The organism is Burkholderia cepacia, from assembly GCF_029962485.1.
GTDB lineage: Bacteria > Pseudomonadota > Gammaproteobacteria > Burkholderiales > Burkholderiaceae > Burkholderia.
Genome location: NZ_CP073639.1, coordinates 257,343 through 273,883 on the forward strand (window position 1 = coordinate 257,343; position 16,541 = coordinate 273,883).

Below are 16,541 nucleotides of genomic sequence, written 5' to 3' on the forward strand. Positions count from 1 at the left end.
TCGGGCAGGCGCGCGGTGAGCTACGCATCGCGCGCCTGCCCGTCGGTCAGACGACCGCCGAGCGCGCGACGCGTACCGGCACCGACTTGTACGACGGCGTGCCGCTTTCCTTGTCGATGTAGTCGAGCGGCACGAGCACGTTCGCTTCCGGGTAGTACGCGCCGACCGACCCCGGCGCGATGTCGTACTCGATCGCGGTGATCTTCTCGAGGCGCAGCGTGCGGCCCGACGCGGTGATCGTCTCGATGTCGACGAGGTCGCCGTGCTCGAGTCCGTACTTCGCGAGATCGGCCGTGTTCATGAACAGCACGTCACGCCGCCCGAACACGCCGCGATAGCGGTCGTCGAGCCCGTAGATCGTCGTGTTGTACTGGTCGTGGCTGCGCAGCGTGATCAGCCGCAATACCTGCTCGGCGCCGAGTACGTCCGCGTCTTCCTTCACGCCCTTGTAGACCGAGAACATCGCCTTGCCGGTCGGTGTGGGCCACACGCGCTCGGTGGGCGGCAGCGGCAGCCGGAAGCCGCCCGGCGTGCGGATGCGCTCGTTGAACGCCTCGAAGCCGGATACCGTACGGTCGATCAGGTCGCGGATGCGGTCGTAGTCGGCGATCAGGTCGAGCCATGCGACCTTGCTGTTCGGCAGCGTCGCATGCGCGATCCCCGCGACGATCGCGGGCTCCGAGCGCAACTGGTCGGACGCCGGCTTGAGCTTGCCGGCCGACGCATGGACCATCGACATCGAATCCTCGACGGTGATCGACTGCCGGCCGGTAGCCTGCATGTCGAGCTCGGTGCGGCCGAGCACCGGCAGGATGAAGGTTTCCTTGCCGACCAGCAGGTGCGAACGGTTCAGCTTCGTGCCGAGATGCACGCTCAGGTCGAGCTTCGCCATCGCCGGGAACGACAGCTCGGGATCGGGCAGCGCGACCGCGAAGTTGCCGCCGAGGCACAGCAGCGCCTTCGCGGTGCCGTCGATCATGGCCTGCATCGCCTGCACGGCGTCGTGCCCGTGATGCGCGGGCGGCGTGAAGCCGCACACGTCCTCGATCTTCTTCAGGAACTCGGCCGACGGTTTCTCGGTGATGCCGACCGTGCGGTTGCCCTGCACGTTCGAATGGCCGCGCAGCGGGCACACGCCGGCGCCGGGTTTGCCGATGTTGCCGCGCATCAGCAGCAGGTCGGCGATCAGGCGCACGGTTGCCGTGCCCTTGTTGTGCTGCGTGACGCCCATCCCGTACGTGATGATGGTCGCGTTCGACTTCGCGTACGCGAGCGCGACCTGTTCGAGCTGCGCCTGGCTGAGGCCGCTCGCGCGTTCGATGTCGTCCCACGACGTGGCTTCGAGGTCGGTCGAGAACGCGTCGAAGCCGTTGGTGTGCTGCGCGATGAAGTCGCGGTCGAGCACGTCGCCGCGCTCGGCTTCGAGCTGCAGCAGCGCCTTCATGATGCCCTTCAGCGCGGCCGCGTCGCCGCCCGCGTCGACCTGGTAGTACGTCGACGCAATGCGCGTCGAGCCGAACGACGCCATCTCGATCATGTCCTGCGGATCGGCGAAGCGTTCGAGCGCGCGTTCGCGCAGCGGATTGAACACGATGATCGGCACATTGCGGCGCGAGCACTCGTGCAGCGTGCCCATCATCCGCGGGTGGTTCGTGCCGGGGTTGTGGCCGATCGAGATGATCAGCTCGCAGTGGTCGAAATCCTCCAGCGAGACGGTGCCCTTGCCGATGCCGATCGACTGCGGCAGGCCGACGCTGGTCGGCTCGTGGCACATGTTCGAGCAGTCGGGGAAGTTGTTGGTGCCGAGCTCGCGCGCGAACAGCTGGTACAGGTACGCGGCTTCGTTCGACGCGCGGCCCGACGTGTAGAACTCGACCTGCTCGGGCGGCAGCGCGCGCAGCACTTCGCCGATGCGCGCGAATGCGTCGTCCCATTCGATCGGGCGGAACGTGTCGCTTGCGCGGTCGTAGACGAGCGGATGCGTGAGCCGGCCCATGTTCTCCAGTTCGTAGTCCGACATGCGCAGCAGCGACGACACGGTGTTCGCCGCGAAGAACTCGGGCGTCACGCGCTTGGTCGTCGCTTCCCACGTGACGGCCTTCGCGCCGTTCTCGCAGAACTGGAACGTCGACTTGTGTTCCTTGTCGGGCCACGCACAGCCGGGGCAGTCGAAGCCGTCGGGCTGGTTGGTCCGCATCAGCACGATCGGCGCCTCGATGGTTTCCATCTGCGTACGCACCGCATCGGCTGTCGCGCGAAGCGCGCCCCAACCGCCGGCGGGCCCATCGTACTTCCTGATGCCTGGCACTTCGCGTCGATTTGTCATGTGAATCTCCATGAGCCGGGCCCGGTGCGGGCGGCTCGGTTGCGCCATGTCGCGGCGTGGGGCGGCTCCGTCCGGCGGACGGAGCCGGTCATGCGTGCCCCGGATTGCAGGGCACGCGTTTTTTAGTGCGCGTCCTTCTTCGCGCCGGACGACTTCTTGCCGGACTTCGCCGCGGGCGGTGGTGCGTCGGCGGGCGCGTCGTCCGCCTTCGCGTCGCCGGATGCCTTGGCGGCCTTGCCGTTCGACTTGGCCTTGCCGTCGGCGTCCTTCTTCGCGTCCTTCGTGTCTTTCGCTTCCGGCGCGGCGAGCTTGTTGAACTTCACTTCGTCGCTGTCCTTGTCGAAGTCGACTTCGCACCGGTCGCCCGATTTCAGCCGGTCGGCAAGAATCTCCTTCGCAAGCCGCGTCTCGATGGTCTGGCGGATCTGGCGCTTCAACTCGCGTGCGCCGAACTCCGGCTGGTAGCCGACTTCGGTCAGGTGATCGAGGAGCGAGCTACCCATCACGAGCGTGATGTCCTGCGCGGCGGCCGTACGCACCACGCGATCGAGCTGGATCTGCACGATCGAGCGGATGTTGTCCTTCGACAGCGCGTGGAAGACGATCACCTCGTCGATCCGGTTCAGGAACTCGGGGCGGAAATGGCCCTTCAGCACCTGCATCAGTTCCTCGCGGACCGCCTTGTCGGTCTTGCGCGCGGCTTCGGGCTGCGTGAGGTTGTCCATGATGATCGCCGCGCCGAGGTTGCTCGTCGCGATGATGATCGTGTTGCTGAAGTCGACCACGCGGCCCTTGCCGTCGGTCAGCCGGCCATCGTCGAACACCTGCAGCAGCACGTTGTAGACGTCCGGATGCGCCTTCTCGATCTCGTCGAGCAGGATCACGCTGTACGGGCGGCGCCGCACGCGTTCGGTGAGCTGGCCGCCTTCCTCGTAGCCGACGTAGCCGGGCGGCGCGCCGATCAGCCGCGCAACCGCGTGCCGCTCCATGTACTCGGACATGTCGATGCGGATGATCGCCTGCTCGTCGCCGAACACGGTCTCGGCCAGCGCCTTCGCGAGCTCGGTCTTGCCGACGCCCGTCGGCCCGAGGAACAGGAACGTCGCGATCGGCCGGTGCGTCTGGCCGAGCCCCGCGCGCGACAGCCGAACGGCATCGCTGACCGCGACCACGGCGTCGCTCTGGCCGACCACGCGCTCGCGGAGTTGTTCTTCCATCTGCAGCAGCTTCTGGCGCTCTTCCTGCGTGAGTTCGGAGACCGGGATGCCGGTCAGCCGCGACACGACCTCGGCCACCGATTCGACCGTCACTTCGAGCGTCTCGGAGCCGGTCTTGCGCTGCCACGCCTCCATCATCTCGTCGACGGCTTTCTGTTTCTCGTTGATCTGGTCCTCGAACTGCTTCGCCTGGTCGAAGCGCTTGCGCGAGGTTGCGTAATCCTGCTCGCGCTTCAGTTGCGCGATCTGCGCTTCGCCTTCCTGAATGTCGACCGGGCGTGACGTCGCGCCGATCCGCACGCGCGCGGCGGCCTGGTCGATCAGGTCGATCGCCTTGTCGGGCAGGAAGCGCGACGTGATGTAGCGGTCGGCGAACTCGGCGGCCGCGACGAACGCGTCGTCGGAGAACGTCACCTGGTGGTGCGCCTCGAGGCTGTCGCGCAGCCCGCGCAGGATCACGATCGTCTGCTCGACGCTCGGCTCCGGCACGAACACCGGCTGGAAGCGCCGTTCGAGCGCGGCATCCTTCTCGATGTACTTCTGGTATTCGTTGAGCGTCGTCGCGCCGATCAGGCTCAGCTCGCCGCGCGCGAGCGCGGGCTTCAGCACGTTCGCGATGTCGAGGCCGCCTTCGCCGCCGCCCTGGCCCGCGCCGACGATCGTGTGCAGCTCGTCGATGAACAGGATCAGTTCGTCCTGCTTCGCAGTCACTTCGTCGATCAGCTGCTTCGCGCGCTCCTCGAATTCGCCGCGATACTTCGCGCCGGCCACCATCGAGTTGATGTTGACCTCGACGAGCCGCTTGTCGCGCAGCACCTCGGGTACGTCGCCGTTGACGATCCGCTGGGCGAGCCCTTCGACGATCGCCGTCTTGCCGACGCCCGGTTCACCGATCAGCACCGGGTTGTTCTTCTTGCGGCGTGCGAGCACCTCGATCGTGCTCTCGATTTCCTGCGCGCGGCCGAGCACCGGGTCGAGCTTGCCCTGGCGCGCGATCGCGGTGAGGTCGCGGCCGAACTTGTCGAGGTTCGGCGTGCCGGTCGGCGCATCGACGCGGCCATCCTCCGCGCCCTTGCCGACCACCTTCACGACTTTCTGGCGCAACGCCTCAGGCGTCACGCCGTATTTCTTCAGCAGTGTGCCGGCGATGCTGTCCGGCACCGATGCGAGCCCGATCAGCAGGTGCTCGGGGCCGATATACGAGTGGCCGAGATCGCGCGACGCCTGGAACGCGTACTGCACGGCCTTCTTCACGCGCGGCGAGATCGACAGCTTGTCGAGCGGCGCATCGGGGTCGGCCGTGCCGGTGTGCGCATGCTCGTCGATGTACGCCTTGATGTCGTGCGGCGACAGCTTCAGTTCCTTCAGCAGCGCGGCGCACACGTCGGTGTCCGCGAGCGCGTACAGCAGGTGTTCGGAGTCGAGCTCGCTGCGGCGTAGCTCGTGCGCCTTCTCCGCCGCGCGCTGCAGCAGTTCGAGCGTCTGTTCGCTGAACGCGTCGGTCGGGTCGACCGATTCGCGCGGAATCTCGGCGGCAAGCGGCGATTCGTCGCCGAGCTCGCCGAACAGCGACGACGAGCCGCCGCCGCCGAGCAGCGAATCGAACGGGTTCAGCATGCTCTGATGCCGCATCAGCTGACGGAAGTGGTAATCGCAGATCGAGATCGTCTTGCGCTCGCCGTCCTGCATCACGGTTGCGCGCGCGACGGCCGGCCGGGCGTGGCAGATATCGCAAAGTGCGGGCATGGTGGTCTGGCTCCTGTCTGTGAAGGTGGGTCGAAGGGTGAAGTCCCGATGCGGTGCGGCGCTCGCGCGTCCCGACCGCGTACATACGACGCGCGGCGCGGCGGCGCGCGTGCCGCGCCGGTGCGGTCGCGCAGCGCGCGCCGGCGTGGCGCACGGTCGCGGTCGGGGCAGGAAGCGCGAGTGCTGCAAGGAGCCCACGGCATCGCTTCGACTGCGTTCAAAATAGCGAATCGGCGGAGGCCATCCAAGACACAGTTCCACGCCGGACCGGCCGTGAATTGCACCCTCACATCGATGCGCGCGCGGGCGCCAAGGAGTACAGACGGGCGCGCACGCGGCGGCGCGGGCGTGCGCGGCGGGTGGGGGATGCGGTGCCCGGAAGCGGGGGCAAGCGGAACGCGAACGGCGCGCGGTGCGACATCGGCGCGCAGGGGGCCGGCCGCCGGCGCTCGGAAGGGGAAGCGGAGGGTCGCGCGCGGCATGACGCGCGCACCGGTGGCGTGGGCGAACCGGTTACGTCCGGCCGCGCACGCACCGCAGCCGATGCGTGCCGTAGGGCCGGCGAAGGAGAGGGCGGGTTGCACGGATCGGGCCGGACATGGCGCAACCGTGGGGAACCGCGATCAGTCGGAGAGTTTCATCGCGAGCCGTTGCCGGGCGATCTGCTTCACGTCGGTCGCCAATGCCGCATTCGGCAGACCATTGGCCCAGACGGAGAACGAATCCTCGATCAGGTTGCGCGTGTCGGGCGGCAACTCGGCCAGCATCAATGACACGACGGTAAACAGCACGGCTGTGCCGCCAGCCTGGCTGCCCGCGTTCGCGTCGACGGTCCGCTTCAACGTGTCGACCGACGCGTGCAGCGCCTGCAGTGCATCATTCGTATCGCTCATGACAATCTCTCCATGCAGGATGGGCTCGATCGGCGACGAACATGCGGCCGGCAGTGCGGCCGGTCGCGCGCGACGCCCGGGCTCGGGCATCGCATGCGGGCAGCAGGGTCAGGCCGCCGTATTGCCCTGCGGCGCCACGGCCACCGATGCTTCGCTCGTCAGCATCAGGAACGTGAACGTCTCGCGCAGGTACAGGCGGACGCCCTTGTCGGTGTGGCTCGTGTAGCCGATCGATACGTCTTCCCCGAGGTGCAGCTCGTAGTCGCCGCCGCGCATGGACAGCACGCAGCCGCCGCTGATCGCCGGCGCCCAGATGATCTCGCCGCTAACGATGCGTTTGATATGGCCAAGGACCGGATAGCCCTGGTCGCGCGCTTCGCTGAGCGCGGTGTAGGCGTCCGAGCCGAGTACGACCGAGTACGGACCGTCGACACCGGCGAGGCGCAGTGCCTCGAGCGCGTCGCTGATCGCGTCCGGATACGCGCTGACGTCCGCCGGCAGCGTGAGTTTGCGGTTCGACGTGCCTTCGCGGATGCCGACGATGCCGGCGGCCTGATAGCCGTCGAAAATCGCGTTGTCCTCGGCGAACGCGAGCCGCTGCGCGGCTTCCTTCGCCGGTTGCCAGTCGGCGTCGCGCGCGCCGCGCTCGACGCTGTCGATCGCCTCGCGGCTCAGTTCGAACGGCACCGTCAGCTCGACGATCGTGCGCACTTCGCGCAGCCGCGCGTTCACGTGCTCGCGCGGCGCGGCGACCGCCAGCAGGTGCCCCGTGCCGACGGCCGACAGTTCGGGGCCCTCGGGGCCATCGACGTCGACGACGCGGCGGCCGGCCACCGAACGCTTGAAGGTGCGCGCCACCTCCTCCTCGATTTGTTCCCAGGCGGACGACGAGATCGGGGCGAGTTCGCGGTGCAGGTTATTCATGGGTTTTGGTTCCTTTCAGCGAGCCGATTTTCAGCGAGCCGTCGCGATGCGGCGCGGACGACGAGGATTCCGGTTGTGCTGCGTTGGCAGCCGGCGCCGCGCGGTCGGCGAGCGCTTCGAGCAGGTCGGCCGACGGCACGAAGAACAGCGAGCCGGTGACCGCGCGGCTGTAGTCGAGCAGGCGGTCGTAGTTGCCCGGCGGGCGGCCGACGAACATGTTCTCGAGCATTTGCTCGATCGGCGCCGGCGAGCGCGCATAGCCGATGAAAAAGGTGCCGAACTCGCCTGCGCCCGGGCGCCCGAAAGGCATGTTGTCGCGCAGGATCTTCACTTCCTGGCCGCCTTCGTCGAGCGTGGTCAGCGAGCTGTGCGAGCACGACGGCTTCACGTCCGGCGCGAGTTCGATGTCGGACAGCTTGGTGCGGCCGATGATGCGTTCCTGCGTCTCGACCGCGAGCGCGTTCCAGCCGGCCATGTCGTGCAGGTACTTCTGCACGATCACGTAGCTGCCGCCCGTGAATTCCGCGTCCTCGTCGCCGATTACCGTGAAGTCGACCGCCTCGCGGCCTTCCGGGTTCTCGGTGCCGTCGACGAAGCCGATCATCGCGCGCTGGTCGAAATTGCGGAAGCCGTGCACCTCGTCGACGACGGTCACCGCATCGCCGAGCGCGCCGAGCAGTTGCGTCGCGAGTTCGAAGCACAGGTCCATCGCTTCGGCGCGGATGTGCAGCAGGATATCGCCGGGCGTCGCGACCGCGACGCGCTGGCCGGCGCCGAATTCGCGGAACGGATGCAGCGACGCGGGGCGCGGATCGCCGAACAGCGCATCCCACGCGTCGGCGCCGAAGCCGCACACGCACGTGAGGTTGCCGCCCGGCACGCGCTTGCCGACTGAGCGCACGAGCGCGGCGATGTCGCCGCACCATGAACGAATCGTGTCAGCGTGATCGGCACCGGGATTGATCGTCGCCACGAGGAAGATCGCGCTGCGCGTGATCGTGCTGTGAACGGCCTGGGAGAGCGGGGGAGGAGTCTGCATCGCGGCCTGCCGGTCAGTCATGTCGGGACGGACGGGCCGCGGCTGCCGCGGCGCGCGAGGGCGCTCGGTTGAACTGTGTCATGCGACTGTTCTCTTTGTGACATGCGGATGAAGGACGTTGCGCGGGCATCGCGCAACGGGCCGCAGCAGCGGCGGCCGGCCGCCCGGCGCGTGACCTGCCCGCACCGCGTAACGTCGTCGAGCATGCAATCTAGCAGCTTCGGCAGGTCTTTGGAACACGTATCGTCAATCTGTCATTCGATTGCGTCAAACAGGGCCGGATTTTGCGCGGGGCCCGCGCAGCTGTACTCCTGGCGCCCACGGCGCTGTGCTCTTGAGCGTGCGTGCCGCGTGCAGTAGATTAGGTCCCGCTGCGCCGCCGACGAGGAGCGTCACCATGAACCTGCTGGAAGCGATGCGAGTGTTTGTCGCGGTGGTCGAGCACGGCGGCCTGTCCGGCGCCGCGGCGGAGCTGAGGCTCGGCGAGGCGCAGGTGAGCGAGCGGATCGATTCGCTCGAACGCTATCTCGGCTGCCGCCTGCTGCTGTGCCGCGAGCACGACGATGTGGCCTGCACCGACGCGGGCGACGCGTTCCACGTGTGCTGCCGCCGCACGCTGTCCGCGGTCGAGCAGGCGACCGGTGTGGCTCATGTGCCTGTGCCGGATGCATGCGATGCCGCGCATTGCCCCGATTTCCCGCCGCCAGGCGCCGCTTACGCCCCCTCACACCGACTGTCGCCTTGAATACGTCTACCATTTCCTGTTCGCCGGCCGAGCGCATCCGTCGCCGTTTCGGTCACTTCCTTCACGCGGCCGAGCTGGCCGGGTTGATCGTGATCGGGCTCGCGACCGCGTTCGCGATGACGCAGGAAGCGTGGAAGGTCGTGCTCGCGGGCGAGGTGTCGCTGACCGACCTGCTGCTGATGTTCCTGTATCTGGAAGTGCTCGCGATGGACGTGCGTTACCTGCGGCTCGGCCGGCTGCCGGTGCGGTTTCCTCTGTTCATTGCGATGACGTCGCTTGCACGCGACCTGATCCTGCGCGGCGCGACCGACAGCCCCGAGCGGATGCTGATGACGACCTTCGGGATCGTGCTGCTCGCGGTCGGCGTGCTGATCCTCAGTTTCGGGCAGCATCGCTTTCCGGCGGACGTCGACGATGTCGAGGACGATGTGCACGCGCGCAGGTAACCGGCAAGCGGCATGACGCTTGCGTTCGCCATGTTTCCGCAGGAGGTGTTGCATGAAACCGCAATCCGTCGCAACGACGCAGGCCATCGAATTGCAGCGCGCATCGTCGGACGCCTACCGGCAGGCACGCGACGCGTACGACGCCGATGCCGCGCGCGCACGTGCGCCATCGGTCGCCGGGCTGCAGCAGGCGGCCGCGCATGCGTATGCCGATGCGGCCCGCGCACGCGTCGCGGCAACGGGCATCTGAAGGCGAACCGCGGTGTGCCGCACGCGTTGTGGCCGCTATACCTGATCATCCAACCGAGCGAGGTGTCGAATGACCAAGCAACTGATCGTCGCCGTGTTCGGCAGCGTCGACACGGCCCATCGGGCCGTGAACGATTTCGAGGCGCTGTCGGAGAAGAATGAAGGATTCCACATCGAGAACGGCGTCGTCGTCGAGAAGGACGCGGCCGGCAAGCTCGCGGTGCTTGCGGCTGAATCGCGACCGTTCAAGGGCGGCGTGATCGGCGCGATCGCGGGCGGCCTGCTCGGCCTGCTGGCGGGGCCGCTCGGCGTGGTCACCGGCATGGCAGCAGGCGCGGGCGCGGGCATCCTCGCGGATGCGGCCGGCAATGCGCTGCTCGACGGCAGCTTCGTCGAGGCAGTGGCCGCGCGGCTTGCACCCGGCAGCGTCGCGGTCATCGTCGAGGCGAAGGAGGACACGCCGTTCTCGGTCGACAACGTCGTGACGGGATTCGGCGGCAAGGTGTTCCGCCAGGCGCTCGGTTGAGCACACATTATTTCGAACCACTTCGGGAGAACCGCATGCGCATCGATCAATCGTACCGCCGCTTCGACATCGCGGCGACGCTGGCGCCGCTGCCCGGCAACGGCAACCGCGCGATCGCGACCGTCGACGTGACGACCGACGATCCGGGCCGCCTCGCCGATCTCGGCACCGGCCAGTTCCTGCAGATCCGCAAGTGGGTCGAGTCGAACGACGTCGCGCTGCTGACGGTGGTGTTCGACGAGTGCAAGGTCGCGATCGACCATTACGCGGACAACGTCGACGACGCGTGAGTGCATGCGGGCCTGTTCAGGCTCGCGCCGTCGCGTGCGAATCTGTTCACCACGCGCGCCGGATTTGAGGTTTCCTCGCCAAACTGTCACTTACATTCGTCGAAATGACGCAGTAGGATGCCGAACCTTGTCTTGATGAGATTCGCATTGCTACCCGCCTTCAATTTCGGTAACGGACGAGGTTCGAACCGGGACGCCCGCGCCCGGGCACGGCTACCCGGCTTCGTGTGTCGGCGCGGCCGTGCCGCCCATGCATCGCAGGCCGGTTCACCGCTGGCGGGGCGAGGCGGATGAAGCTCTACGAGAAATTTGCAAACGACATAGAGAGACTCATCCGGCAAGGCGTATATCGACACGGCGATCGTGTGCCCTCGGTGCGGCAGGCGAGCCAGCAGCACCGGATCAGCATCACGACCGTGCTGCATGCCTACCTGCTGCTGGAAAGTCGCGGGCTGCTCGAAAGCCGGCCGCAGTCGGGCTATTTCGTGAACCTGCGGCGCGACGACAGCCACGCACCGGTGCGCGAACTGCGGCCGTCGAAGCCGATCGCGATCTCGTCGTCGGTCGACGTGAGCCGGCTCGTGCTGTCGACGCTGCGCTCGATCGGCACCGACGACGCGGTGCCGCTCGGCTCGCCGTATCCGGACCCGAGCCTGTTTCCGTTCGAGAAGCTGAACCGCTATGCGTACGCCGCCGGCCGCGACAAATCGTTGTGGGGCGTGACGGACGGCTTGCCGCCCGGCCATCCGCGGCTGATTCGCCAAATCGCGCGCCGCTACCTGGAAAACGGCATGTCGGTGGACCCGAACGAGATCATCGTGACGGTCGGCGCGACGGAGGCGATCAACCTGTGTTTGCAGGCCGTTGCGAAGCCGGGCGACACGATCGCGGTGGAGTCGCCGACGTTCTACGCGATGCTGCATGCGATCGAGCGGATGGGGATGAAGGCGATCGAGGTCGCGACGCATCCGGAGTACGGAATCGACATTGCCGCGCTGGCCGCGATCGCGAAGTCGCAGCCGATCGCTGCGTGCATGGTGATGCCGAACTTCCAGAACCCGCTCGGCTTCCAGATGCCCGACGAGCGCAAGCGCGAACTGGTAGCGTTCGCAACGAAAGCCGACCTGCCGATCATCGAGAACGGCGTGTACAACGAACTGTACTTCGGCAACATGCATCCGAGCACGCTGAAGTCGTTCGACCGCCACGACATCGTGCTGCACTGCTCGTCGTTCTCGAAGAGCCTGACGGCTGCGTACCGGATCGGCTGGGCCTTGCCGGGCCGCTATCGGGAGCAGGTCGAGAAGCTGAAGTTTCTGAATACGCTCGCCACGCCCTCGCTGCCGCAACTGGCGATCGCGGAGTTTCTCGAACGCGACGGCTATGAGCATCACCTGCGGCGGATTCGCAAGGCATACGCGCAGCAGGCGAACCTGATGCGGGCGATGGTGTCGCGGTTCTTTCCGGAAGGCACGCGCATTTCCAGCCCGGCGGGCGGCTACGTGCTGTGGATCGAGCTGCCCGCGCAGGTCGATGCGATGCGGCTGTACCAGCTCGCGCTGGAGCGGGGCATCACGATCGGCCCAGGCTACATGTTCTCGATCGCGGACAGCTACCGGAACTTCATCCGCCTGAACTACAGCAGCCCGTGGTCGCCGGAAATCGAGCAGGCGGTCGTGACCGTCGGCAAGCTCGCCGCACACTGTCTCGACTGAACGTGCCGTCGTGCGCCGCGCGTTGCGCGTCCCGTCAAGTCAGCCGGTACGATTGCGCGCCCGTCCCCGCGAGCGTGCCGCCGTCGACGATCAGGTATTCATTGCGGATCGGCTTGCCGTCGAACCAGCATTGCAGGATCTCCAGCGTGCCGGCCGCATAGCGTGCCTGCGCGGACAGCGACGTGCCCGAGATATGCGGCGTCATCCCGTTGAACGGCATCGAGCGCCACGGGTGATCGGCCGGCGCCGGCTGCGGAAACCATACGTCGCCGCCGTAGCCTGCGAGATGGTCGGACGTGACGGCATTCACGACCGCGTCGCGGTCGACCAGCTTCGCGCGCGCGGTGTTGATCAGGTACGCGCCGCGCTTCATCCGCGCGATCATTGCCGCGTCGAACAGGTGCTCGGTCGACGGGTACAGCGGAATCTGCAGATTGACGATGTCGACGGCGCTCGCCAGCGACGCGGCGTCGGCGTGATACGTGAGCGCGAGCTCCTGCTCGATCGCGGCGTCGAGCCGGTGGCGCTGCGTGTAGTGCAGTTGCAGGCCGAACGGCTTCAGCCGGCGCAGTACCGCGAGCCCGATGCGCCCGGCGCCGACCGTGCCGAAATGCATCCCTTCGACGTCATAGCTGCGCGCGACGCAATCGGCGATGTTCCAGCCGCCTTGCTGCGCGACCGCATGCGACGGCAGGTAGTTGCGCACCAGCGCGAGCGTCGTCATCACCACGTGTTCGGCGACGCTGATGCTGTTCGAGCCGGTGACCTCGGCGACGGTGATGTTCGCGCGCGCCGCGGCGTCCAGGTCGACGTGATCGGAGCCGATCCCGGCCGTCAGCGCGAGCTTCAGCTTCGGCGCGCGGGCGATCCGTTCGGCCGTCAGGTACGCGGGCCAGAACGGCTGCGAAATCACCACGTCGGCTTCGGGCAGCCGGCGCTCGAATTCGGAATCGGGGCCGTCCTTGTCGCTCGTCACGATCAGCGTGTGGCCGTGCGTTTCCATGTAGCCGCGCAACCCGAGCGCGCCGGACACCGAGCCGACGAGTTCGCCGGGCCGGAAGCCGAGCGGGCCGGCCGGCGTCGGCGCGGTCTGGCCGTCCGCGTACCGGGTGATGACCGGAATCGCGTCGCGCACGTAGCGCGGCGGATAGCCGTCGACGGGATCGGGGTAGAGCACGCACAGGACGGTGGCCATCGGGAGCGCTCCTGGTGAGGAAATGAAGGCGGTACGTGGATTGCGCGGGACACGCGACGTGCCCCGCGGGCGGCTGGCGTGTTGCGCCGCAACGTTGATGACGTTCTACGCCCGTCATGGATCGCATGCAAGCTACAGTCCGTGTTTGCGTGCGCTGCGGGGCGTCTGTACCTGTTCTTTTCAGGCGGGACGTCGATAATGGGATCGTTACCTGACTTTCCGGGAGCCACGTCATGACTGCAAGCGACGATTCGTCTTCGCGCCCCGATCTCGCGGCCGGCATCGCGCTCGACGATATCGCCGACGGCGCGATGATCGAGGGCCATGTCGGCGAGGCGGCGGTGCTGCTCGTGCGCCGTGCCGACGAACTGTTCGCCGTGGGCGCGAATTGCCCGCACTACGGCGCCCCGTTGGCCGACGGTCTGCTGGTCGGCGACACGATCCGCTGTCCTTGGCATCACGCGGCGTTCTGCCTGCGCACGGGCGAGCTGCAGCGCGCACCGGCACTCGACGGGCTGACGTGCTGGCGCGTCGAACGCCGCGATGGCCGCGCCGTCGTGCTCGATGCGCGGCCGGCGGCGCCGCCGCCTGCGCTGACAGCCGCCGGGCTGCCTGCGTCGGTCGTGATCGTCGGCGGCGGCGCCGCTGCGATCGCGGCGGCCGTGACGCTGCGGCAGGAAGGCTATCCGCATTCCGTCACGTTGCTGAGCGCCGATGCCGATCCGCCGTACGACCGGCCGAATCTGTCGAAGGATTACCTCGCGGGTACGGCCGACGCCGACTGGCTGTCGCTGCGCGCGCCGTCGTTCTATACCGACCGGCACATCGATGTCAGGTGCGGCGTTCGAGTCGTGCGGATCGATCCCGCGCAGCATGCGGTCGAGCTGGCCGACGGCAGCCGCGTCGGATACGGCGCGCTGCTGCTCGCGACGGGCGCCGAGCCGAACCGGCTGACCGTGCCTGGCGCCGACCTGCCGCATGTGTGCGTGCTGCGCTCGCGTGCCGATTGCGACGCGCTGATCGACAAGCTGAAAACGGCGCGCCGCTGCGTCGTGGTCGGCGCGAGCTTCATCGGCCTGGAGGCGGCCGCCGCGTTGCGCACGCGCGGGCTCGACGTGCAGGTCGTCGCGCCCGATGCACGTCCGATGGCGCGCGTGCTCGGCGATGCGCTCGGCGATACGATCAAGGCGCTGCACGAATCGCACGGCGTCGTGTTCCATCTCGGCGCGACACCCGTGCAGATCACACCGGACAGCGTGACGCTGTCGACCGGCGACGTGCTGCCGGCTGATGTCGTGGTGGTCGGCATCGGCGTGCATCCGAACGTGGCGCTGGCACAGGACGCCGGGCTCGCCGTCGAGCGCGGCGTGACGGTCGACCGTTTCCTTCAGACGAGCGCACCCGGCATCTACGCGGCCGGCGACATCGCGCGCTGGCCCGATCCGCTGACGGGCGAGCGGATTCGCGTCGAGCACTGGGTCGTCGCCGAGCGGCAGGGCGTCGTCGCGGCGCGCAACATGCTCGGCCAGCAGCGGCCGTTCGATGCGGTGCCGTTTTTCTGGAGCCAGCATTACGACCTGACGATCAACTATGTCGGGCATGCGGAGCAATGGGATCGCGTCGAGATCGACGGCGACCTCGGCGCGCACGACTGCTCGATCGCGTACTGGCGCGGCAACACGCGGCTCGCGGTCGTGACGGTCGGCCGCGATCTCGACAGCCTGAAGGCGGAAGCGGCCTTCGAACAGCAGATTGCAGCTGCGTGACAGCGGTGTGACGACACGATCCGAACCTGGAGTGGAGAAGCGATGAATCCCGACGTCCGTACCCGTTTCGAAACCGAGTTCGCGCCGCGCATCGCGGCGCGCCTGCGCGGCCTGTACCAGCCCGGCGACGTGAGGGTCGACGTCGTGCCACCCGACGGGCAGGACAGCCCGACCTGCGTCGACGTCATCGGCCTCACGTCGACGGTCGGGCTGCCGAACCGGCTGAATGCACGGCTCGCGTGGCGCGACGATGCGATCGCCGATCTGCTGGCCGAGCCCGATCGCAGCCGCTTCGACCGCTATCTCGCGGCGCTGCCGGTCACGATCGAGCGCTGGCAAATGGAATTGCCGGTCGATTTCAGTTCACGGACCCAGCGCGATCGCGAGATCCTGATCGGCGACCTCGATTTCGATGCATGAGACGCGCGCTGCGATGCCGGCCGGCGATGCGCCGATGAACCGCGCGACGTTACCGGTCGCGCGTCTTGATGATCACGCGGCCCTGGTCGATGCCGCCGCGCAGCGCCTCGTCGCACGTGAGCCATTCAGGCGTGACGAGCTCGGGCGCGGGCAGGTCGACCGGCGCGCCGTCGCGGAAGATCCGTACCTGCGCGACCCACGCGCCGTTTGCGTTGCGCGTCGCTTCGACGCGAATCTCGTGATCCATGAAAGTGTCGGTGGCTTGCATCGGTCGGGGCCCTCCGTCGTGCGTGAACGCGGTGCGTCGATCGTATCAGCACGGCGCGCGCCGCGCACCGGAAACCGGCCCGAATCCGTCCTCGACATGCCGCACGATACGGGAGCGACCTGGTGGCCTTCGACCTGACCTTCTCCATCAAGGTATTCGCGGCGCTGTTCGCGATCATGAACCCGATCGCGAACATTCCGGTGTTCCTGTCGCTGACCGAAGGCGCGGCGGACGGCGTGCGCCGCAAGGTCGCGCTGACGGCCGCGATCGGCGTGTCGGTCGGCTGCATCGTGTCGGCCGTCGCGGGCGGCGCGATCCTGCACGTGTTCGGCCTGACGATCGACGACTTCCGCCTCGCGGGCGGGCTGCTGGTACTGCTGATCGCGCTGTCGATGCTGCATGGTTCGCCGAGCCGCCAGCATTCACCGGGCGACGACGAGGGCGCCGATCCGGCGGCGGCCGAGAGCATCGCGATCTATCCGCTGACGATCCCGTTGCTGGTCGGCCCCGGCACGATCGCGACGATGATCGTGCTCGGGCACAGTGCGTTCTCGACCGGGCAGGAACTCGCGTTCGCGCTCGGGCTCGCCGCGTTTCTCGTGCTGCTGGCCGTCTCGCTGCTGTCGGCGCCGCTGATCGGCCACTACCTGTCGCCGCGCGTGACGGCCGTCACGCAGCGGCTGATGGGGATGATTCTCGCGGCGATCGCGATGCAGATGATCGTCGCGAGCCTGAAGGCCGCGTTCGGGCTGCCGCATTGAGCGCGGTGTGTCGGA

Annotated in this window: 16 protein-coding genes; 9 read left to right on the top strand and 7 right to left on the bottom strand. The window is 67.7% G+C overall.

All coding sequences use genetic code 11. The features are described from left to right. Window positions 1–46 precede the first annotated feature (46 nt). From KEC55_RS32275 to KEC55_RS32295, 5 genes are all read right to left on the bottom strand, one after another. Window positions 47–2,326, bottom strand: a complete 2,280-nt coding sequence (locus KEC55_RS32275; protein WP_282512787.1) for an FdhF/YdeP family oxidoreductase — start codon at window positions 2,324–2,326, stop codon at window positions 47–49. Window positions 2,327–2,448: 122 nt separating this feature from the next. Continuing rightward, window positions 2,449–5,289, bottom strand: a complete 2,841-nt coding sequence (locus KEC55_RS32280; protein WP_282512789.1) for an ATP-dependent Clp protease ATP-binding subunit — start codon at window positions 5,287–5,289, stop codon at window positions 2,449–2,451. A gap of 623 nt (window positions 5,290–5,912) precedes the next feature. After that, on the bottom strand, window positions 5,913–6,182 hold the full coding sequence (locus KEC55_RS32285) for a hypothetical protein (RefSeq protein ID WP_282512790.1): 270 nt from the start codon (window positions 6,180–6,182) through the stop codon (window positions 5,913–5,915). A 108-nt stretch (window positions 6,183–6,290) separates the two neighbouring features. Further along, entirely contained in the window at window positions 6,291–7,106 is an 816-nt protein-coding gene (locus tag KEC55_RS32290; protein ID WP_282512791.1) for a family 1 encapsulin nanocompartment shell protein, read from the bottom strand. Beyond that, the gene (locus tag KEC55_RS32295; protein ID WP_282512792.1) at window positions 7,099–8,166 is read right to left on the bottom strand and encodes a Dyp-type peroxidase; all 1,068 of its coding nucleotides are present in this window, start codon (window positions 8,164–8,166) and stop codon (window positions 7,099–7,101) included. The genes KEC55_RS32290 and KEC55_RS32295 overlap by 8 nt, the downstream gene beginning before the upstream one ends. Before the next feature lie 376 nt (window positions 8,167–8,542). Between KEC55_RS32295 and KEC55_RS32300 the strand changes: the two genes are divergently transcribed. The 6 genes from KEC55_RS32300 (at window position 8,543) to KEC55_RS32325 (ending at window position 12,116) form a co-directional block, all read left to right on the top strand. Further along, complete coding sequence (locus KEC55_RS32300) at window positions 8,543–8,890, top strand: LysR family transcriptional regulator (protein ID WP_282512794.1); 348 nt, start codon at window positions 8,543–8,545, stop codon at window positions 8,888–8,890. Further along, complete coding sequence (locus KEC55_RS32305; RefSeq protein ID WP_282512796.1) at window positions 8,887–9,336, top strand: phosphate-starvation-inducible protein PsiE; 450 nt, start codon at window positions 8,887–8,889, stop codon at window positions 9,334–9,336. Before KEC55_RS32300 ends, KEC55_RS32305 begins: the two co-directional genes overlap by 4 nt. Before the next feature lie 52 nt (window positions 9,337–9,388). Then, window positions 9,389–9,586 carry a hypothetical protein gene (locus KEC55_RS32310; RefSeq protein WP_282512798.1) on the top strand — a complete coding sequence of 66 codons (198 nt, stop codon included), beginning with the start codon at window positions 9,389–9,391 and terminating at the stop codon, window positions 9,584–9,586. A 69-nt stretch (window positions 9,587–9,655) separates the two neighbouring features. Then, a complete protein-coding gene (locus tag KEC55_RS32315; RefSeq protein ID WP_282512799.1) occupies window positions 9,656–10,111 on the top strand; it encodes a DUF1269 domain-containing protein in 456 nt (151 codons plus the stop codon). A 35-nt stretch (window positions 10,112–10,146) separates the two neighbouring features. After that, complete coding sequence (locus KEC55_RS32320; RefSeq protein WP_176051034.1) at window positions 10,147–10,401, top strand: hypothetical protein; 255 nt, start codon at window positions 10,147–10,149, stop codon at window positions 10,399–10,401. A 290-nt stretch (window positions 10,402–10,691) separates the two neighbouring features. After that, window positions 10,692–12,116 carry a PLP-dependent aminotransferase family protein gene (locus KEC55_RS32325; protein WP_282512802.1) on the top strand — a complete coding sequence of 475 codons (1,425 nt, stop codon included), beginning with the start codon at window positions 10,692–10,694 and terminating at the stop codon, window positions 12,114–12,116. 34 nt (window positions 12,117–12,150) lie between these two features. Here KEC55_RS32325 and KEC55_RS32330 read toward each other — a convergent pair whose 3' ends face one another. Then, a complete protein-coding gene (locus KEC55_RS32330) occupies window positions 12,151–13,311 on the bottom strand; it encodes an NAD-dependent formate dehydrogenase (protein ID WP_282512804.1) in 1,161 nt (386 codons plus the stop codon). A 233-nt stretch (window positions 13,312–13,544) separates the two neighbouring features. On the opposite strand from KEC55_RS32330, the gene KEC55_RS32335 reads away from it, so the two are divergent. Continuing rightward, a complete protein-coding gene (locus KEC55_RS32335; RefSeq protein WP_282512806.1) occupies window positions 13,545–15,077 on the top strand; it encodes an FAD-dependent oxidoreductase in 1,533 nt (510 codons plus the stop codon). Between the two features lie 42 nt (window positions 15,078–15,119). Next, window positions 15,120–15,497, top strand: a complete 378-nt coding sequence (locus tag KEC55_RS32340; protein WP_282512808.1) for a DUF5594 family protein — start codon at window positions 15,120–15,122, stop codon at window positions 15,495–15,497. Between the two features lie 49 nt (window positions 15,498–15,546). Here KEC55_RS32340 and KEC55_RS32345 read toward each other — a convergent pair whose 3' ends face one another. Next, window positions 15,547–15,765 carry a DUF6566 family protein gene (locus KEC55_RS32345; protein ID WP_027792503.1) on the bottom strand — a complete coding sequence of 73 codons (219 nt, stop codon included), beginning with the start codon at window positions 15,763–15,765 and terminating at the stop codon, window positions 15,547–15,549. 122 nt (window positions 15,766–15,887) lie between these two features. Between KEC55_RS32345 and KEC55_RS32350 the strand changes: the two genes are divergently transcribed. Then, window positions 15,888–16,526, top strand: a complete 639-nt coding sequence (locus KEC55_RS32350; protein WP_282512809.1) for a MarC family protein — start codon at window positions 15,888–15,890, stop codon at window positions 16,524–16,526. Window positions 16,527–16,541: the final 15 nt, after the last annotated feature.